This window comes from Lactobacillus sp. B4005, assembly GCF_026536045.1.
Taxonomy (GTDB): domain Bacteria; phylum Bacillota; class Bacilli; order Lactobacillales; family Lactobacillaceae; genus Lactobacillus; species Lactobacillus panisapium.
In genome coordinates, this window is the sequence record NZ_JAFNOZ010000005.1 from 76,433 (window position 1) to 95,280 (window position 18,848).

At 36.7% G+C, this 18,848-nt stretch carries 17 protein-coding genes and 1 CRISPR repeat array; of the genes, 14 read left to right on the top strand and 3 right to left on the bottom strand.

What is annotated here, in order from left to right; translation table 11 throughout:
* Nucleotides 1-212: 212 nt before the first annotated feature.
* From cas1 to csn2, 3 genes are read left to right on the top strand one after another with little or no spacing between them, the layout of a single operon-like run.
* Nucleotides 213-1,124 carry a type II CRISPR-associated endonuclease Cas1 gene (cas1, locus tag J3U73_RS09080; RefSeq protein ID WP_267392469.1) on the top strand — a complete coding sequence of 304 codons (912 nt, stop codon included), beginning with the start codon at nucleotides 213-215 and terminating at the stop codon, nucleotides 1,122-1,124.
* Nucleotides 1,102-1,407: a CRISPR-associated endonuclease Cas2 gene (gene cas2 / locus J3U73_RS09085; RefSeq protein WP_103752921.1), complete on the top strand. Its 306-nt coding sequence runs from the start codon at nucleotides 1,102-1,104 to the stop codon at nucleotides 1,405-1,407. The genes cas1 and cas2 overlap by 23 nt, the downstream gene beginning before the upstream one ends.
* On the top strand, nucleotides 1,404-2,072 hold the full coding sequence (csn2, locus tag J3U73_RS09090; RefSeq protein WP_220235116.1) for a type II-A CRISPR-associated protein Csn2: 669 nt from the start codon (nucleotides 1,404-1,406) through the stop codon (nucleotides 2,070-2,072). The genes cas2 and csn2 overlap by 4 nt, the downstream gene beginning before the upstream one ends.
* 32 nt (nucleotides 2,073-2,104) lie before the next feature.
* A CRISPR array of direct repeats spans nucleotides 2,105-3,592; the repeat unit is 36 nt; unit sequence GTTTTAGATGGTTGTTAAATCAGTGATGATTAGAAC.
* A gap of 250 nt (nucleotides 3,593-3,842) precedes the next feature.
* Here csn2 and J3U73_RS09095 read toward each other — a convergent pair.
* The gene (locus J3U73_RS09095) at nucleotides 3,843-5,090 is read right to left on the bottom strand and encodes a glycosyltransferase family 2 protein (protein WP_267392468.1); all 1,248 of its coding nucleotides are present in this window, start codon (nucleotides 5,088-5,090) and stop codon (nucleotides 3,843-3,845) included.
* Between the two features lie 399 nt (nucleotides 5,091-5,489).
* A complete protein-coding gene (locus J3U73_RS09100; protein ID WP_267410239.1) occupies nucleotides 5,490-6,404 on the bottom strand; it encodes a proline-specific peptidase family protein in 915 nt (304 codons plus the stop codon).
* A gap of 202 nt (nucleotides 6,405-6,606) precedes the next feature.
* Here J3U73_RS09100 and J3U73_RS09105 point away from each other — a divergent pair, with 202 nt between their 5' ends.
* From J3U73_RS09105 to J3U73_RS09130, 6 genes are all read left to right on the top strand, one after another.
* The gene (locus J3U73_RS09105; RefSeq protein ID WP_267410240.1) at nucleotides 6,607-7,362 is read left to right on the top strand and encodes a PAS domain-containing protein; all 756 of its coding nucleotides are present in this window, start codon (nucleotides 6,607-6,609) and stop codon (nucleotides 7,360-7,362) included.
* Between the two features lie 157 nt (nucleotides 7,363-7,519).
* Nucleotides 7,520-7,969: a DUF3290 domain-containing protein gene (locus J3U73_RS09110; protein ID WP_220220705.1), complete on the top strand. Its 450-nt coding sequence runs from the start codon at nucleotides 7,520-7,522 to the stop codon at nucleotides 7,967-7,969.
* A gap of 16 nt (nucleotides 7,970-7,985) precedes the next feature.
* The gene (locus J3U73_RS09115; protein WP_174683356.1) at nucleotides 7,986-8,621 is read left to right on the top strand and encodes a DUF421 domain-containing protein; all 636 of its coding nucleotides are present in this window, start codon (nucleotides 7,986-7,988) and stop codon (nucleotides 8,619-8,621) included.
* A 23-nt stretch (nucleotides 8,622-8,644) separates the two neighbouring features.
* Nucleotides 8,645-9,463 (top strand): Sir2 family NAD-dependent protein deacetylase, encoded by an 819-nt coding sequence (locus J3U73_RS09120; protein WP_267410241.1) that lies wholly within the window; start codon nucleotides 8,645-8,647, stop codon nucleotides 9,461-9,463.
* Between the two features lie 14 nt (nucleotides 9,464-9,477).
* On the top strand, nucleotides 9,478-10,431 hold the full coding sequence (locus J3U73_RS09125; protein ID WP_267410242.1) for an exonuclease domain-containing protein: 954 nt from the start codon (nucleotides 9,478-9,480) through the stop codon (nucleotides 10,429-10,431).
* Between the two features lie 102 nt (nucleotides 10,432-10,533).
* Complete coding sequence (locus tag J3U73_RS09130) at nucleotides 10,534-11,406, top strand: DNA/RNA non-specific endonuclease (protein WP_267410243.1); 873 nt, start codon at nucleotides 10,534-10,536, stop codon at nucleotides 11,404-11,406.
* 231 nt (nucleotides 11,407-11,637) lie between these two features.
* On the opposite strand, the gene J3U73_RS09135 is transcribed toward J3U73_RS09130, so the two are convergent.
* Nucleotides 11,638-12,468 (bottom strand): helix-turn-helix domain-containing protein, encoded by an 831-nt coding sequence (locus J3U73_RS09135; RefSeq protein WP_220220708.1) that lies wholly within the window; start codon nucleotides 12,466-12,468, stop codon nucleotides 11,638-11,640.
* A gap of 789 nt (nucleotides 12,469-13,257) precedes the next feature.
* Here J3U73_RS09135 and J3U73_RS09140 point away from each other — a divergent pair.
* Genes J3U73_RS09140 through J3U73_RS09160 form a run of 5 tightly spaced genes read left to right on the top strand, consistent with a single transcriptional unit; the run spans nucleotide 13,258 to nucleotide 18,672 of the window.
* Nucleotides 13,258-14,343, top strand: a complete 1,086-nt coding sequence (locus J3U73_RS09140) for an ABC transporter ATP-binding protein (protein WP_220232746.1) — start codon at nucleotides 13,258-13,260, stop codon at nucleotides 14,341-14,343.
* The gene (locus J3U73_RS09145; protein ID WP_103753147.1) at nucleotides 14,343-15,209 is read left to right on the top strand and encodes a carbohydrate ABC transporter permease; all 867 of its coding nucleotides are present in this window, start codon (nucleotides 14,343-14,345) and stop codon (nucleotides 15,207-15,209) included. Before J3U73_RS09140 ends, J3U73_RS09145 begins: the two co-directional genes overlap by 1 nt.
* A complete protein-coding gene (locus J3U73_RS09150; RefSeq protein WP_220269151.1) occupies nucleotides 15,210-16,034 on the top strand; it encodes a carbohydrate ABC transporter permease in 825 nt (274 codons plus the stop codon).
* Nucleotides 16,018-17,313, top strand: coding sequence for an MBL fold metallo-hydrolase (locus tag J3U73_RS09155; RefSeq protein WP_267410244.1), 1,296 nt, complete (start codon nucleotides 16,018-16,020; stop codon nucleotides 17,311-17,313). Before J3U73_RS09150 ends, J3U73_RS09155 begins: the two co-directional genes overlap by 17 nt.
* Nucleotides 17,314-17,361: 48 nt before the next feature.
* Entirely contained in the window at nucleotides 17,362-18,672 is a 1,311-nt protein-coding gene (locus tag J3U73_RS09160) for an extracellular solute-binding protein (RefSeq protein WP_267410245.1), read from the top strand.
* Nucleotides 18,673-18,848: the final 176 nt, after the last annotated feature.

An 18,848-nucleotide genomic window follows, 5' to 3' on the forward strand; every position in this document is an offset into this window, starting at 1 on the left:
TGATGGTTGTCAGTTCCCTTTTTCAGTGCATAAAAAAACCTCCGCTATAGAGCTGAGGCAGGACGATAAAAATATCGCGTTGAAACTTTGCATAAAAATGCATTGCTTGATTTTAAGTCTGGTTGTTAGATCAGTGATGATTAGTATCATCAATCGGGAGCTACCCGATAGCATTATTTTATCATTTTTTGAAGAATATACAAGGAGGAATTATGGGATGGAGATCAGTTATCATTACGCAACATGCAAAGATGACGTATTCGATGAATATGATGGTTGTTCAAACGCGTGATGGAATTAGTCAAATACCAATTGCAGATATTAACTTGCTGTTAGTTTCGACTACTCAGGCCGTGATCACCAGTGCGCTAATTAGTAAATTGGCAGAAAACCAGACAAAAGTGATTTTTGTCGATGAAAAAGATGAGCCGGTTGTAGAAACCGTTGGTTATTATCCTGGTGCTAGAAACTTATCTAAGTTGAACATTCAGTTTAACTGGGATTTACAGTTAAAAGAAAAGTTGTGGACTAAAATAGTTGACCGCAAAATTACTAATCAGATTGCGGTTTTAAAAAATTACCAGTTGGAATGGCAGAATGTCCAAGATGAGCTTGATCAGCTGGAACTAAATGATGCCACTAATCGGGAAGCAATTGCTGCACGGAAATACTTCGTGACTTTATTTGATAAGACTTTTATCCGTCGTGATAATAATGCGGTCAACGGGGCGCTTGATTATGGTTATGCGATTTTATTAGCAAGCTTTAACCGTGAGATTGCCGTCAATGGGTATCTTTCATATCTAGGAATTCACCATCATTCTGAAGAAAATTGCTTTAACTTGGCGTCGGATTTAATGGAGCCCTTTCGTCCATTCGTTGATTATTGGGTAAAAGCCCATGAAAAGATTAAGCAGCTGACGCCTGATATTAAATATGGTTTAGTCGAGTTGTTGAGTTTAGAAATAGAATATAACAACAAAAAAACAATCTTGTCGAATGTAATTTCTGAATATGTGCATGACTGTTTGTGCTTTTTAAGCGAAAAAACGAAAGAGTTACCTGAAATGGAGATGGCATTAACTAATGAGGTACCGAATGATGCGCTTAATGATAATGTTTGATTTGCCAACAGAAACTGCTCAGCAGCGAAGAGAATACCGTCAGTTTCGGCAAAAATTACTTAATGAAGGCTTTTTAATGATTCAATTTTCGGTTTATGCCCGGGTTTGTGTCACCAGGCAAACGGCAACTTTTCTGGAAAATAGGGTTAAGAAGTTTTTACCCCATGGCGGAGTAGTACAATCATTGATGGTTACGGAAAAGCAGTATAATGATATGCACTTTTTAGTCGGTAAGCCAGTGGATGATGTTCGTAATAGTTCTGATCGGACAGTGATCCTGTGATCTTAGCGTATTTAACACATAAGAAATGGGTTTTCTCAGATTCTGGAATCAAAATATTGGCCACTCGAAGTTCAATTGTGTATCGCGACTTAGTTCAAGGTATTCAAGGAAAAAATAAAATGTTAATCTGTTCGAGCGACAATTATGATCCGGTTGAAGTTACTAAAACTTTTGACATGGTAGGAGACCCTTTGTTAAGTGGTGATATTACTAAAAAATATTTAACCAAAATTGTTAGTACTTATATCACTAACTTAGATGAAGCCACGCGTAATAAGATATTCTGTGCTTTTAGCAATTTAGAATTAGCATTATCTGATTCACTGCTTCTTGAAGATTTACCACTAGCAATTAACTTTGATGAAGATTTAAAAAAGGTACTTAAAATGGCCGATTTGCATCTAGACGAGAATATATTGAGTGATCCATATGCTATAATTGAAACGGTTCTAAAGATTCATCAAAATTGTAATTTAAAAACAGTTCCCGTGTTTTGCAATGCAACAAATTATTTAGATAATCGGGAATTAGCTGAATTAGCACAAATTGCAAAACAAATGAGGTTAATGGTTGTTCTAATTGAATTCACATCTACAGATTTTTTGGTTGTTCCTGAGGATGCGCAATTTTATTACATTGACGAGGATTTAGTCGACTGGTACTAACTACTACATTAAAATTTGATGATAAAATATCGGTTTTAGATGGTTGTTAAATCAGTGATGATTAGAACAGAAATTCGTTATCACGCGAACAACCAATGGTTTTAGATGGTTGTTAAATCAGTGATGATTAGAACAGAGGTTCACTACAAAGTGCATTGTCAGGGGTTTTAGATGGTTGTTAAATCAGTGATGATTAGAACTCGTTTTCTTTAAATACCGCATTATCTACGGTTTTAGATGGTTGTTAAATCAGTGATGATTAGAACCTTGTTTTTGCCAATTATGAAATGACCAACGTTTTAGATGGTTGTTAAATCAGTGATGATTAGAACAAAAGGCTGTTAGTTTCAATTAGAGTTGCAGTTTTAGATGGTTGTTAAATCAGTGATGATTAGAACTCACTACAGTTTATGGGATTTAACTAAACCGTTTTAGATGGTTGTTAAATCAGTGATGATTAGAACTACATCTTCATCTGATAAAATCGCGTTAACGTTTTAGATGGTTGTTAAATCAGTGATGATTAGAACTTCGCAAAATATTGCATACGCTAGTTACCAGTTTTAGATGGTTGTTAAATCAGTGATGATTAGAACAAGACGCTAGGTACTAAAATTTATAAGATTGTTTTAGATGGTTGTTAAATCAGTGATGATTAGAACATTTTAGTTGAGTACATTAACAATCTAGTTGTTTTAGATGGTTGTTAAATCAGTGATGATTAGAACTATCTTTAGCATACAATTCAGCAGTTGTATGTTTTAGATGGTTGTTAAATCAGTGATGATTAGAACTACTATTGAATCCATAAGTTTTATTGGTAAGTTTTAGATGGTTGTTAAATCAGTGATGATTAGAACTCAAAAAAGCATTTGACGATTTAAATTGAAGTTTTAGATGGTTGTTAAATCAGTGATGATTAGAACGACATTAGCAATCTAACATCTGGATCTGTAGTTTTAGATGGTTGTTAAATCAGTGATGATTAGAACTCATTAGTGTTTCCTCTATACTTATTTAACGTTTTAGATGGTTGTTAAATCAGTGATGATTAGAACTTTGAAACGGAAATCGTGCCACAAAAGGGCGTTTTAGATGGTTGTTAAATCAGTGATGATTAGAACGATATAGAATTGCTTCAATTCCCTCCTTAGGTTTTAGATGGTTGTTAAATCAGTGATGATTAGAACGTATTGATACTTCTCAACACCTTCTTCCTTGTTTTAGATGGTTGTTAAATCAGTGATGATTAGAACACCTTAAATGTATATCTCGTTGCTGGATCGGTTTTAGATGGTTGTTAAATCAGTGATGATTAGAACTTGTTGAGTGGTGGATTGTTGATTGCAATTGTTTTAGATGGTTGTTAAATCAGTGATGATTAGAACCAAATAACTTCATGTGTTATAATTCTCCTTGTTTTAGATGGTTGTTAAATCAGTGATGACTAGAACGAATAGAATCATCATCATTTCTGATCTTATGTTTTAGATGGTTGTTAGATCAGTGATGACTAGAATTAAAACATCCATCAATAAAGTTTGCTTTAACTTGCCTTTATTGTCGAGCCTGAGCCGTTGGTTTTTATGACAATTTTGGACGCACAACTTTAGAAAGTAGCGAGTTCACGACCTCTTTATTGACAGTAATTTCAGAGATTGTTTGCCCCAGAGCTTTACACCATCTGCTTGCTTATGTGAATTAACTAATTTTGCTCAACAAAAAAGGCACATCGTTTGTGATGTGCTTTTTTAGTGCATTTACATATAACTAGCTGTGAGCTGTTTTTACCCATGAATCATTCCCTTTTAATTGGCGGATTATGGCGCGATAGGGAATAAAGGCTAGCACCCAGCGATAAAAGGCAAAGCTAAAGATTATTCTAAAAATCTTTAAGCGATTTTTAGGTGGCTCTAAATTCGATTCGTGCCACTGTTTTTCAATCATTAACGTATTGACCAGGTTTTCTATGAATAATAATGTGAAAATAATTGCTAAACCAATTAATGGCCGATAGAAAGCATAAAAAATCAAAACTGAAACCGAAATAATTGATGATGGCACAACTATGACGGATAAATATGGTACCATTAAGAAAAAAATGATGAAAGTTTTAACAATTGTTTGAAGATGCTTGGCTTTCATTATTGCTCCGCCATAAATCCTAAGGCATTGTAGGCCACCTTGGCACCAGCGAGTCCGTTGCCGGATAAGTTTTCTTAAGTTGGAAACACCTTCTTGCTTAACACTGACGGTATTTAAGAAAGTGCCATAATAGCCTTTCAGCAGTCCCTTGAGCGAGAATTCACAGTCTTCAAGCAGAGAGGAAGACCAGCCAACATTTTTGGCCATTTTTAATGTAACGAACTGACCGTTACCAGATGCCAGAGCTGACCCCCAATTTGTTCGTGCCATTTGCAATAGTCCATTATAAATGGAAAATTCGAAATTTTGCATTATTGTCAAGTTGTCTACGGTGTTATAAATATCGACACGGGTTTGAACAAGGTCATAAGACGAGTTTTGAAAGGTAGCAACAACCTCCTTTAAGTAATCAGAATCAAAGTGACTATCCGCATCGATAATGCCAATAAGTGTCTTGCCAAGGGAATAATTCATTTGAATAATTTGATTGACGGTATATTCTAAAGCTGGTCCTTTCCCAATCTGTGCGTTTGGTTTAACACGGTGAATAACGTGCAAATTAGCGTGATGTGACCATTTATCAAGTAATTCCGTTGTGCCATCACTAGAATCATCATCGATAAATACTAGCTCTAAATTGATAAAATTCTTGCATTGATTGTGTAATTTAACCAGATACGGCAAATCTCGCTTTAGCGTTGCGAATTCATTCATAGCTGGAATTAACAATAGCAAGGTGGTAAAATTCCGCGAGCCGCCATAATATTTTTCTTGCCTAATTTTTTTACTAAATGATAAATAGAGGCTGAAAATAAAGTCGAAAACAAAGGCACAGCTATTGATAATAAGCATAACCGTGATAAAAATATTCATTTCATCATCCCTAGAGTTTATTAATTACTGTTTACAAATTTACAAAAACTAATCAAATATATAATAACGTAATTACAGATTTTACTCCATAAAACATGTTTATGCAACACTCTTATTATAAAATAAACTTAATACGTTTGTATCGCCTATTTTGCAATGAATTATTTACTGATATAGTAAACAAAAATCATCAAATAATAAAATAACGGATATCAAAAATTCATTTATAATTTTTATTTATTTAAGTAGACTAAAAGGAAATAAAACATAGTATTTTATAAACTCTGAAATTGACTAAACAAATAAATTGATATAGTTAAAAAACGTTTTTGGCAAAACAAAAAGCAAGCTAAATTTTGCTTGCTTTTTCATATACTATATATTTTTTGGCTTTGACAACTATTTACCAGCAAAGGAATTATCTTCGACTTGACGAATAAAGTCAGCTAAATGTTTGTAATAAACAGCGGGATTATCAACCATGTGGTGATGGCCGCCGTCAGGCGTAGTAACCAAACGCGAATTAGGAATTTCCTTTTGCATAATTTTAGCAGTAGCAATCGGCATGGTTTCTTCCTCACCAAAGGTAATTAAAGTCGGCACTTTAATATTCTTTAATTGGTCTCTGAAATGCCAATCTTTCAACTTTCCCGTAATGACAAATTCATTATCCCCTTGGAAGGCATGGTAAACTTCGCTGCCACCGATATCATTTAGGTGGTAAAGCTTAGAAGGCTGCTTACGGTCGACAAAGTTAATGTTAAGGATATTGACATCTTCTTGATAGCGTTCGTTATCATAGTCATCGTTTTGTTCGCACTGATGCATAAAGTCGATTTCCGTTTGTGGTAAAACTTCTTGACGGCGCCGATTAACAGCCTTTACGTAGTCGTCAATGTCATCGACCATTGATGAGATGATTGCCCCTTTCAGGTGTTGACCGTATTTAATGGCATATTCTTGAACTAACAGGCCACCCCAGCTTTGCCCAATTAAATAAAAGTTATCTAATCCGAGCTTTTCGCGCACTTCGTCCACTTCATCTAAAAAGTAGTCATAAGTTAAATATTTGCTTGCGATTTCTGGGTCAGAATAATCTGGCTGATCTGAATAAAGGGAGCCCAGTTGGTCGTACATTGTTACTTGTACATCCAAGCCCTGTTTTTTTAATTGCTCGGCTGTGTCTTCCCAGTATTCATGATTGCCACCAGGACCGCCATGTAAACAAAGTAAGTGAATATCTCCATGTCCTTGAGTATTTGTCCACAAGTGATAACCATTGTCTAAAGTAATGATTTTGGAACCAGTTTTCATTTTGTTCTCCTTCTTAATATGATTAATTTCTATTTTAGCTCATGAGCATTGAAAGAAAAACCATGCAGGTAAAATACGTGGTAAAAGTATAGCAAGATTTTTACTAAGGCAAAAGCGGGGATATTATTGCTATTCTTATGTTTTGGTGAAGCGCATACATGATATAATTGAAGAATAATTATGGAAAAGAAGGAGAGATATTATGGCAGAACCAAACTGGCTAAAAAAGATGGCTGAAAAAGAATATTTAGCAGAAAATTTTACCGCCGCGGGTAAAAGTCGCTACACAGTGAGTGATGTTGCTCCTGATGATCCGGATTGGTTAGAACAAGCGGCAACCAAGACGCACGCGGCAAGTGGTGATGATTATGTCAAGCTTGATAGTGGTTTATTGACAGTGAATCAAATTAACTGGATGTTGCGTAACACGATTGGTGAACTGACTTTTGTTGACGATAACAATCAGTTTTTGTGGTACAACCGTCTGGTAGATCCAGCTACAAAGATGAAGGCAAAAAGAACACCTGATCAAGTAGGGAGTTCGATGGGACAAGTTCATCCAGATGTGCGCGATGTCATTCCTGAAGCTAAAAAAGTTGTCCACGCATTGCGGACCAAACAGGATGGTCATGATGAAGTCTACATGCCTGTCCCGACTGGTAATTTGCATCAATTAGTTTTACATTACTACAAGCGCGTAGAAGATGATGAGGGTAATTATGCTGGGATCTACGAGTGGGTACAAGATCTTTATCCGCTAGTCAAGTATTTCTGCGAAACGACTGGACAAAAATTGGTTAATGACCCAGATGCAGTTACAGGCGCTACTTATCGGCGCAATTCTTCTCCGGATGCTGCAACGGGAGCATCGACTAAGGCAGCTGCTGAAAAAGAAGAACAGCCTACAGCAAAAGAAAAGGTGCCAGATGATGCGACAACTTCGGCATCGCTAAAATAAATATTCACAAGTGGTGGTTAGACAGGTTCTAACCACTTTTTGATATACTGATATTAGGTAGACTTATAAACATAGTTTAGTGAGTTAACCATGATATTACATTAATGCATCGCTTTTAATACCCGGTGCGGAGTTTTTAACTAGAGGTGGTAGTGTTATGACTTTTTACACACTCAAGTACATTGAGCAGAATCAAAATACTAGTAAAACAATTTTGTATGTCTTAATCGCAATTGCGGCGTTAACGATGATTGCTTTTACAGTTCTTTACTTGCGGCACCGGTTCGATACTCGTTACCGTGACCTAGGAATTATTGCGTTGCTTTTCTTACTATTATTTGTTGGGACACAATATGAAAAGTATGTTCAAACCAATTTGGTAAAATCCCAGTCTGAACAGATCATTCCGTTCATTAAGTCGGTTGCTAAAGACCACGGTGTTTCTAATAGTGATGTCATGGTTAGTTCAACTAATTTACAAAATGGTCTAATTGTCAGACTTCATTCAAAAGATATTGATTACCAATTGGAACTGAATGATGATAATAATAGCTACACCTTAAAGAAAGCTCATGTTATTAATCATGAAGTTAATGTCAAGAATTAATAGGGGGGAAATTGACATGGATTATACGCAACTTTTTATTAAATTTGTTTTAGGTGTGTTAACATTAATTTTCCAGATTAATGTTTTTGGTAAAAGCAATATTGCCCCAACCACGGCATTAGACCAATTGCAGAACTATGTTCTTGGTGGCATTATCGGTGGGGTTATTTATAATTCCAGCATCACGGTGCTGCAGTTTCTCCTAGTGTTAATTGTCTGGACTTTAGTGGTCTTTATTCTTAAATTTGCCCGTGAACACAGCAACATTATTCGCGTGTTGATTGATGGCAAACCAATTCAAATTATTAAGGATGGAAAAGTTCTGGTTAAGAACTGCTTATCTGCCGGGATTTCTGCTAACGAGTTGATGTTTAAGCTACGGAGCCAAGGTGTTTATTCGGTTAATGAAGTCAAAAACTGTATTTTTGAGAAGAATGGTCAACTAACTGTGATTCAAGAAGATGAAAAAAATCTTCGTTTTCCACTAATTAATGATGGTCAAATTAACCAAGAAGTGCTTGAATTTATTGATAAGGATGAAGACTGGTTAAAAAAGGAAGCAAAAGATGCAGGCTATGACAATATTGGCGATATTTTCTTAGCTGATATTGAAAATGGCAAGCTTTCATTTACTAGCTATGATCAAAAATAACAATTAGAAAGTAATAGGAATAGATGGAAAATTTGAGTAAGGCGAAGCATCTGGTTGCTGATGCCGATGTGATGATTATCGTTGCGGGTAATGGAATGGCAAAATTGGAGGGACTTGACCTACTGGGGCAAGCAAGTTTTGCACAGGATTTTCCCACAATTGTAGAAAAGTATCATGTGAATTCAGTGGGAGAAGCGTTAGACCAACAATCTGCTTCTTGGTCTGACAAATGGCTTTGTTGGAGTCAACTGATTGCGCACTATTCACTTGAATATCAGCCAAGCCAAACAATGAAAAATTTACGCAAATTAATTGGCCAGAAAAAGTTTTTTATTGCAACATCCAGCTTTGGTCATTTCTTTGAAAGTGCTGGCTTTAATGAAAACCGGATTTTTAATGTTTTTGGCGATTGGACAAAAATGCAGTGTTCAAGTGGCATTAATCACGGACTTAAAGATAGTCGTGGTGCTGTCCAAAAAATTATAGCTGCTAAACAGCAAAAGCAGAATTTAGCTGATTTTGTGCCTAAATGTAAAGAATGCGGTCAGTCAATGGAAATTCACATGCCGTTAAATGAACATTTTTACCCGGATACCGATGCTAATACTCGTTTTCGGTGGTTTTTAACTGGTAATGAAGAGGAAAAAACGGTTTTCCTTGAATTGGGGGTAGATGAAACTAGCCCGCAACTGCTTCAGCCAATTATTCACCTTGTCCAGCAATATCCGCAGTGGTCTTTTGTTGCTGCTGATTATCGTCAAGAGCAATTACCGCTTGATATCCAAGCTAGAAGCGCTGGCGTAAACGCCGATTCAGCTATTCTATTACAGAACTTGCTTTAAAAAGGGGGCTTGTGATGAGTATTTATATCAAAAACGGTGTTTTGCATGTTACTGGTGCGCAAGAAAAACTCCGTGCCAAGGGCCAAGAAAATCCGGCTTTTATTGCTGACTATACGTTGCTTGATATTGAGACGACGGGGCTTAATCCTTACCGTGATCATGTAACTGAGCTTGGTGCCATTAAGGTGCGTAATAATGAAATTGTTGATCAGTTCAGCAAACTAGTAGTTTATCCGCGCTCGAATAAGGTTCCGGCTTTTATTACTAAATTAAACGGCATAACTGAGGAGCTGCTGTTAACAAAGGGTATCCCAGTTAAAGAAGCAATGACGGAGTTTCGGCAATTTATTGGTGATGACATTATTATCGGCTACAACATCAACTTTGACTTGAATTTTTTATATGACTTAACGGAAAAGTTTAAGCTGTCTCAACTAAATAATGATTATGTTGATGTGCTTCGCCTGGCCCGAGCTTACTATCCGTTCCAGCATAATCGCTTGCTTGACTGTATGCAGCGCGCAGGCATTGCAGAAACCGAACAGCATCACGGCTTAGACGATTCAATCGATACCAAAAAAGTTTACGATGATTTTCGTGCTAATTTCACAGATGAATTACTGGCTAAGGCTCAGGGTAAGATTAAAAACATGGATTTACTTGCCGCCGAACTGGAAGTCTGGGAACTTGGCTACCGCAATCCGGTCAACAATAAAAAGGTTGCATTCGTTGACGGAATCAATATGGATAATGCGGAAGCTGCCTTGATGGTTAATAATATGAATGGTCAGGCTCAGACAATCGTTACGCCCGATACTAATTTTTTAATTATTGATGACGATAGCTTTTTTGATAAAAACAATGAGGCAATTCAGCAAGCACGTGAATATAATAAATCCGGCAGTAAAATTAAACGTCTTTCCGAGAGCTATTTTTTGAACATGCTTGACGAATGGGCTAGAAATTAACATCTTAAGGCAAAGTAAAAAGCTTTGCTTTTTTCTTACAGCTATTGCAAACAAAAGTTCGATTGGCTATACTTAGTTATTATCAAATAAGGAGCGGATGTAATGGCACGCAGGCGGAGAAGACAAAGCAGAAAGGTGATTAATGGTGACTTTTGGGCGATAGTCATTATTATTTTGTTCTTGCTATGGTTTGTTTCGACTAAAGGCGGTACGGATCCAAGTGGTCGACAGACAATTAATCAAATAACGCGCAATGAACCAGTAAAGAAAAATAAGATTGAGCAGGCTAAGCCAGCAGCTAAAGTCTACGGTGGTTTGTCACAGCAAGATTATGCTAAACTGGCACAGCTCAATTTTAAGAGTGGTTCTTCAGCTTATATTACGGTTAATAATGACAAGTCAACTTTGATTAAAAACGCATGGCGCGTCAACCGCGTTATTTATTCGAACCTAGATAATCTTAACCGAACATCCCATTCCAATACTGCTTTTTTAGAAAAACGCAACGTTGCCAACGGTGGCTTGCGGGTTCAGCAATTTGTGCAGCCAACTGCTTGGCATTATAATCGCCGTAATGGAACGCAAATATACAACCGCGGCCACTTGATTGCCTATTCCGTTTCTGCGGGGATAGACCAGGAAGGTAATTTTAATCCGCGTAACCTTTCAGGAGATCAAAATAATCCCAAAAATTTATTTACGCAGTCCGCTTTTTCCAATCAGCGAATTCAGACGATCTTCGAAAGTCGCGTTCGGACCGCATTGCGGGAAAATAAGCGGGTAATTTACCAGGCGACTCCGATTTTTCGCGGAGAAGAATTGATGGCGCGGGGAATTAACCTGCAAGCCGTATCGACTGATGGCAGTTTAGATTTCAATGTTTATTTATTTAATGTTCAGCCCGGTTTTTCTTTTGATTATAATAATGGACGAGCAAAAATAGACCACGAGATGTTGGTAAAAGAACAATATTAAAGCGTTGCATTTGTGTGCAACGCTTTTTAGTAATGTGAAATAACAGAACAATTTAATTACTGCTACTTATTACCCCTTAAAATTTAGGTAAAGGTAGGTGAGAACAAAAACTTAAGGGGACGCGACTTAGAACATGGAATGAATTTTCCCCGAATATAATTCTTTTAATTAAAACGATAAAATATACCCTGCTAAAGGCTATTGCATTGCAATAGCCTTTAGTCTAATTTTTTAGTTTTCGTTAAACCGATCGGCGAACTCCTTTATTTCGGTTTGTAAACCGCGATACACATCAAGAGCTTCCATTGCTTTCAAAGTATTTAGGCATTTAACAGCTTCTTCTTTATTTTTTTGACAAATGGCTAGACGACCTTTAGCTAAAAATAATTTATCATATCGACAAGTTGCTCTAGCTAATTTACATGCTTTTTGCAAGTCAGGAATTGCTTCAGAGAATTTCCTTTTATGAACGAGAATTGCAGCTTTATTGAGTGCAAAACTTTCGTTCAATGATTTAAGAAAAGGGTATTTGGTTTCTATCGTATCAATTGCGCGGTTTGAAATGCCAATCATTGTTTCTTCATCAAAAACAAAGAAGATCATATTTAAGACATATAAATCTAGGATATTCCAGTTTTCGATTTTAGAAATTCGGTGTTTCCATACAGGTATAATTATTTTTCGCGCTTCAATAATATTTCCTGTTTTAAAAGCCTCAAGAATTGAGGTAATCATTTGAATATCATCATCATTACTAATTAGTTGGCATCGTTTTAGCAAGGAATCAATCTTTTGATTTTGAGAATTATAAGCAATATTTAGAGTATCGTAAATTATTTGTTCTTTAGGGCTTAAATTATAATTATTTCGAATATAATCAAACTCTTCTTGGGTAATTCCCAGTCGCTTAATCAATAATGAAGCATTCTGATAAGATGGCTCTTCAAGTGAGTTTTCTATCTTGGATAATGTTGTCCGATTTAATAAGTTATTAGAAAGTTCAGCTTGAGTGATCCCACGTGATTTTCTAATTTTTTGTATTGTCTCACCAAAGGTTTTCATTATTTGACCCCCCTTTTTATTAGTACTAATGTGAAATAAGCCAACATTTTAATTCGCTGGGATAAATTAGGTACTATTATTTATTTGGTTAAAGGGTATAGTAACATCACTTTGTGAAATAACAGTGAATATATCCTTTATATGTCTAATGTTTAATAGAAAGAGGGCAAAAAAATGTCAATTTCAAACTTTTTTATTTTTTTAGTAGGCTTTAGTGCAATGCACTAATCATTAACAAATCTGAAATAGTACAGACATTAAATGTGTTTTCATTTATATTTAGTCAAGCGGCTTAATTTGTACTGTTATTGGTTGTTAATGAAGTAATAGAATAATTAGTTTGTACTTGTCTAACAAGTATATTCTTACTAACACATCCTTAAAGTGTAATTTAAGGATGTGTTTTTGTATGCGAGAAATAAAAATGCAAATAAAATATACAAGAATATATAAAATAACGAAATCAAGATTTTTGCATGATTAAACTAAAAAGATAAAAATAATAATGAATGTTCGGATTAAATCTTAAGAGGCAAATAAACTCGCAAGAGCAAGTCTTGTGGTTTGATGACGCCTTTTTTGCAGTTTGCAAAATAAGAACATTAATTCTGATTTCTAACAGATAATTAGTAATTCAAGCTTAAAATACGAATAATTAAGAAAAAAAGTGATCTTTTAAGCTTAAACTCCGAATTTTTATTAAGTAAATTAAGTTGTATTCAAGCGATTTTTATCTTAAAATTAGAGGGACAAAAAATTATTTAATACAAGATATAGTGGTGCGAACTTATGGATAACAACAAATTCGTTGAAGTGAAAAATCTCAGAAAGGTTTACGATAATGGGCATGAAGCTATTAAGAATGTCAGCTTTTCTGTCAAAAAGGGGGATCTTGTTTGTCTTCTAGGCCCTTCTGGCTGTGGTAAGACGACAATTTTGAATATGCTGGCAGGTCTGCTTAACCCAACTTCAGGTGAAATTCTCTTTGATGGTAAGTCAGTGGTGAATGTCGAACCTAAAGATCGACATATTGGCTACGTTTTTCAAAACTATGCATTGTATCCTCATATGACTGTCTTGCAAAACGTAATGTTTCCATTAATTGTAGGGAAAAATAAAAAGCCTAAGGCGGAAGCCGAGAAGGTCGCACAAAAATATATGGAACTGACGCAAATTACAGAATTGGCTGATCAAAAGCCAGGCAACTTATCAGGTGGTCAACAGCAACGGGTTGCGATTGCCAGAGCGTTAGTTCAAGAACCCAAAATTTTATTAATGGATGAGCCTTTAAGTAACCTTGATGCAAGATTACGCTTGAAAATTCGAGAAGAGATTCGCGCTCTAGTTAAATCAGTGGGAATTACAACATTGTTTGTTACTCACGATCAAGAAGAAGCGTTATCAATTGGTGATAAAATCATTTTATTTAATGACGGCATTATCCAACAAGATGATTTAGGCCAAAACTTTTACTTGGAGCCAAATAATTACTTCGTAGCTAACTTTGTTGGCAATCCGGTAATTGATAACTTTAAGGTAACTAAAACTGAAAACGAATTAAAAGCTAACGACTTTACTATTCAATTAGCTGATTTAAAACAAGCACGATTTAAACGGGAACTACCTGATGGGGAATACACCTTATCGGTTCGACCAGAAAATGTTGTTCTTGCACCAGATGGTTTCTTGCACGCAACAGTTGATGATATAGAACTAATCGGACGCGAACGAGTATTGAAATTTACTTATGACAACGTTCAAGCACGGTCATTGATTGACTTGGAAGTACCAATCAAGCATGGGGATCAAGTTAATCTGACGATGAAATTGGACCGAGTATTTCTATTTACACCTGATGGAGAGCGGGTTTACTAATGAAAACTAATCAGAAAAAAGCGTGGCTTTTTTTAGCGCCAACAATCATTTTTGTCACTTTGTTTAGTATCTATCCTATCTTGCGGGCTTTTGGCATGAGTTTCCAAAGCGGGTCACTCATTGATTTGACTTGGACGGGATTTAACAACTATAAGTATATTTTTAATGATCCAGAATTCTGGTTGGCAATTAAGAATACTTTGTTATATGCAATAATTTCCGTTCCGGTCGGGTTAGCAATTTCGATTATGCTTGCCTGGATTATTTTTGACAAAGTTAAGCATAAGTCGTTGTTTGAAACAACCTTCTTTATGCCATATGTTACTTCAACTATCGCGATTGGGATTGTCTTCCGTTACATTTTTAACGGTGATTATGGCATGTTGAATTTCTTATTAAGAAGTCTCCATTTGCCAGCACCTGATTGGATTGATGACCCAGCAATGTCACTGACCACGATTATCATTTTTGGTATCTGGTCATCGCTGGCTTTCAATATTGTGATCTTGATGGGTGCACTCAGAAATATTGACCCTAATTTTTATACGATTGCAGATATGTATGGGGCTAGTGGTAAGGATAAGTTCTGGAAGATTACAATGCCGGAATTAGTGCCAACGATTGCCTTTTTACTAACGATGAATATTATTGGGGCATTTAAAATCTACACGTCAGTGTATGCGCTGTTTAACGGGCAAGCTGGAGTCGGTAATTCCGGTACGACGGCAGTCTTTTATATTTACAATAAGTTTCAAACCGTTGGTACTCCAGGAGTGGCCATGGCCGCAACAGTGATCTTATTCCTGATTATTTTATTTGCTACTTTCTTGCAACGCAAAATGATGAAGAAGATAGGAGAAAATTAAATGAAACGAATTCGCTTAGGAGTCATATTCAGTTACATTATTTTGTTCATCTTTGCCTTCATTACGGTTTTTCCATTTATCTACATGATTTTGGGCGGACTAATGAATTTTCAGGAAACAACCTCAATTCCGCCAACGCTCATTCCGCATCATTTCGAATGGGGCAATTATGCGAAAGTCTTCGCTCGGGCGCCATTTGCCAGATACTTTTTCAATACGGTCTTAACCGCCTCAATTACTACGCTGGTCAGCTTATTCAATTCGCTGCTTGGAGCGTTTGCGATGGTTAACTTACGCTTTAAGGGGAAGGGCGTTGTTCAGATGATAATGCTCTCCTTATTGATGGTTCCCGGTGAAGCAATTATCTTTACCAATTACAATACGATTGCACATATGGGTCTACTTAATACCTATATTGGCCTGGTTTTACCATTCTTAACGTCCATCTTTTATATGTATTATTTACAAAGCTACTTTGGTTCCATTTCGGAAACAATTTATAAAGCTGCCATGATTGATGGTGCAAGTGATTGGGACTACATTTGGAAGATTTTGGTGCCAATGTCTAAAAGCGGTCTTTTCACTGTAGGACTTTTGAGCTTTATCTCAGGCTGGAATTCCTTCTTGTGGCCACTACTTGTGACTAACGAAGATACAATGCGTCTTCTTAACAATGGTCTTTCAGCTTTTGCCTCTGATGCAGGTAGTGAAACCCAATTGCAATTGGCTGCGGCAACCTTAACGGTTGTTCCAATCTTAATTTTGTACTTTATCTTTAGAAAGCAAATTATTAAGGGGGTAGTTCGTAATGAACTCAAAGGCTAAGACCACAATTACCTTTTATAACGGTCTGACAACAATTGGCGGACCAATGATTGAAGTGGCTTACCGCCGCTCTCATGTGTTATTTGACCTCGGCGAAGTCTATCGTCCTGAACTTGCTTTACCTGATGAAAAATATGAAACATTGGTCAAGCATCAACTGATTGGGGATGTTCCCAATTTTTACGATCCTGCAATTACGGGTAAACCAATTGACCATGAGCGCTGGGAACATGCGGCAGCATATATGTCACATTTACATCTTGACCACAGTAAGGCAATGAATTTTTTGGCGCCAGAAATTCCACTTTATGCTGGGCCAATTACGGCACAGATGATGCCGGCACTAAATGAACATGGCGATTTCCTTTTGCCAGCCTCTGGCCATTCTTCAAGCTATGTAAGACCAATCATTGCTGCTAAATATCAACAGCCAATCCAAGTCGGTGACATTACGTTGGAAATATGGCCTAGTGACCATGATGCTTATGGGGCAACGGGATTGATTATTACCACCCCGGATAAGCGAATAGCTTACACAGGAGATATCAGGTTGCACGGGTATCATCCTGATTGGGTACACGCCTACTTAGCTGCCGCCAAAAACTGTGATGCACTGATTATTGAAGGTACAGGAGTTTCTTGGCCGGAAGAAAAAAGTGCTGCAAGTAGCGAAGAATTTACTGGTCCCAAAAATGAGCGTGAATTGACTGCTGAAATTGTTCAATTGCAACAAGATAACCCACATAAGCAGATTACTTTTAATACTTACCCAACTAATGTTGAACGGCTATTACGCATTATCGCTGATTCGCCGCGTCAGGTTGTTTTATATGCGCAGCGGGCACATTTGCTTAAGGAAAGTATTGAGCAGGATTACCCCTACTACTACTTGCCAGGGGATAAAATATTCACAGATCTGAAACCGGAATTAGCAGTTTCATATGATGAACTGTTAAATGATGATCATGAATACCTCTGGCAAGCAGTTGGGAATTATGCCAATTTGCAAAAAGGCGGAATCTATATTCACTCTAACGCTGAACCGTTAGGTGATTTTGATCCGGCATATAAGCCTTTCTTGCAAGATTTAGCCCATAATGAAATTGAGTTCAAAGACTTGCGTTGTTCCGGTCATGCAGACGAAATGGAACTCAAAGAAATTATTAAAGAGGTTCAACCAGCAAAATTGATTCCGGTGCACACATTGCATCCGGAGCTGGAAGAGAACCCATTCGGAGAACGGATTTTACCGAAGCGTAATGAAACAATCACGCTTTAGTTAATCAAAAAATTGTTGTTTAGTTTTTATTTTTGGGAGGTTTACCAAATGAAGTTTAGTAAGAAGCTTGCTGCAGCATTTGCTGTTGGTTTGACACTGGTAGGTACTGCTGCTTGTTCGAATGGTGGAAATAGTTCTTCATCATCATCGTCTAGTAGTTCAGCTAAGATTACCAAGGTGAAAAAGAATACGACTATTGTATTTTGGCATGGTATGCCAGGCGTTCAGCAAGAAACCTTAAAGGAATTGACCAAGGAATTCGAAAAGGATAATCCAAAGATCAAGGTCAAATTGGAAAATCAAGGTGCATACCCTGACTTGCAGGCAAAGATTAATTCAACTTTACAGTCGCCAAGCAACTTGCCAACCATCACGCAGGCATATCCTGACTGGCTTTACACAGCAGCCAAGAACAAAATGCTTGTCAACATGACACCATACATTAACAGCAAAGAAGTGGGCTGGGGAAGTAGTAAAGCTTCTGATATTAAAACTGCCCTTTTAGATGGTGCCAAGATTGAAGGTACACAATACGGTATTCCATTTAACAAGTCGATTGAAACTTTGACTTATAATGCTGATATATTCAAGAAGTATGGTATTAAGAAGGCTCCTACAACAATGGCTGAATTGAAGGAGGATGCTGAAACAATTTACAAGAAGAGTAATCACAAAGTTGTTGGTGCTGGCTTTGATTCATTATCAAATTACTACACTTTGGGAATGAAAAACGAAGGTGTCAACTTCTCAAGCAAGATTGACTTTGCTGGTGCTACTTCGAAGAAAGTGATTAATTACTATGCTGACGGTATTAAGGCCGGTTACTTTAGAGTAGCTGGTTCAGAACACTATCTTTCAGGACCATTTGCTAACCAAAAGGTGGCAATGTTTATTGGTACTTCAGCTGGTGAAGGTTTCGTTAAGCAAGGCGTTGGCAACAAGTTTACTTATGATGTTGCTCCTCGTCCTGGCAAATACACAATGTCACAAGGTACAGACATTTACATGTTTAACCATGCTTCTGCAGACCAAAAAGCAGCTGCATTTACTTACATTAAGTTTTTAGTTTCAAAATCTAGTCAACTTAAGTGGGCTAACGCAACTGGCTACATTCCAGTTAACAATGCTGCCGCTGATTCAGCTGAATACAAGGATACTAAGAAGATTAAGCTTCCAGCTAAGTTAGAAGATGCAATGAAGAACCTTTACAGTGTTCCAGTTGTTAAGGATGCTGGTGCTGCATATGGTCAACTTAATCCAATTATGCAAAATATTTTAGCTGCTGCCCAGAAGAAGCAAAATGTGAATAGTGCAATTAATTCAGGCAAAGCAAAATTTGATGCTGCTTGGAAACAATAAAAACTAAATAGCAAGATTACTTAAAAAGGATTTGTCGTAGGCGATAAATCCTTTTTTGTTTATCAAAGTAAGGAACTAGAACAAAATACGGCTAATTTTAGTCAAATTGATCTAAAGCCGAACTATTTTTACTAAAATAATAAATAAACGAAATAAAACCGAATTTTTCAGCTAAT

Coding starts and splice junctions, on each gene's coding strand:
- J3U73_RS09155 (WP_267410244.1), top strand. CDS start 16,018: ATGAACTCAAAGGCTAAGACCACAATTACCTTTTATAACGGTCTGACA.
- J3U73_RS09130 (WP_267410243.1), top strand. CDS start 10,534: ATGGCACGCAGGCGGAGAAGACAAAGCAGAAAGGTGATTAATGGTGAC.
- J3U73_RS09145 (WP_103753147.1), top strand. CDS start 14,343: ATGAAAACTAATCAGAAAAAAGCGTGGCTTTTTTTAGCGCCAACAATC.
- J3U73_RS09105 (WP_267410240.1), top strand. CDS start 6,607: ATGGCAGAACCAAACTGGCTAAAAAAGATGGCTGAAAAAGAATATTTA.
- J3U73_RS09095 (WP_267392468.1), bottom strand. CDS start 5,090: ATGAATATTTTTATCACGGTTATGCTTATTATCAATAGCTGTGCCTTT.
- J3U73_RS09140 (WP_220232746.1), top strand. CDS start 13,258: ATGGATAACAACAAATTCGTTGAAGTGAAAAATCTCAGAAAGGTTTAC.
- J3U73_RS09160 (WP_267410245.1), top strand. CDS start 17,362: ATGAAGTTTAGTAAGAAGCTTGCTGCAGCATTTGCTGTTGGTTTGACA.
- cas2 (WP_103752921.1), top strand. CDS start 1,102: ATGCGCTTAATGATAATGTTTGATTTGCCAACAGAAACTGCTCAGCAG.
- J3U73_RS09115 (WP_174683356.1), top strand. CDS start 7,986: ATGGATTATACGCAACTTTTTATTAAATTTGTTTTAGGTGTGTTAACA.
- J3U73_RS09150 (WP_220269151.1), top strand. CDS start 15,210: ATGAAACGAATTCGCTTAGGAGTCATATTCAGTTACATTATTTTGTTC.
- J3U73_RS09100 (WP_267410239.1), bottom strand. CDS start 6,404: ATGAAAACTGGTTCCAAAATCATTACTTTAGACAATGGTTATCACTTG.
- J3U73_RS09120 (WP_267410241.1), top strand. CDS start 8,645: ATGGAAAATTTGAGTAAGGCGAAGCATCTGGTTGCTGATGCCGATGTG.
- cas1 (WP_267392469.1), top strand. CDS start 213: ATGGGATGGAGATCAGTTATCATTACGCAACATGCAAAGATGACGTAT.
- J3U73_RS09135 (WP_220220708.1), bottom strand. CDS start 12,468: ATGAAAACCTTTGGTGAGACAATACAAAAAATTAGAAAATCACGTGGG.
- J3U73_RS09125 (WP_267410242.1), top strand. CDS start 9,478: ATGAGTATTTATATCAAAAACGGTGTTTTGCATGTTACTGGTGCGCAA.
- J3U73_RS09110 (WP_220220705.1), top strand. CDS start 7,520: ATGACTTTTTACACACTCAAGTACATTGAGCAGAATCAAAATACTAGT.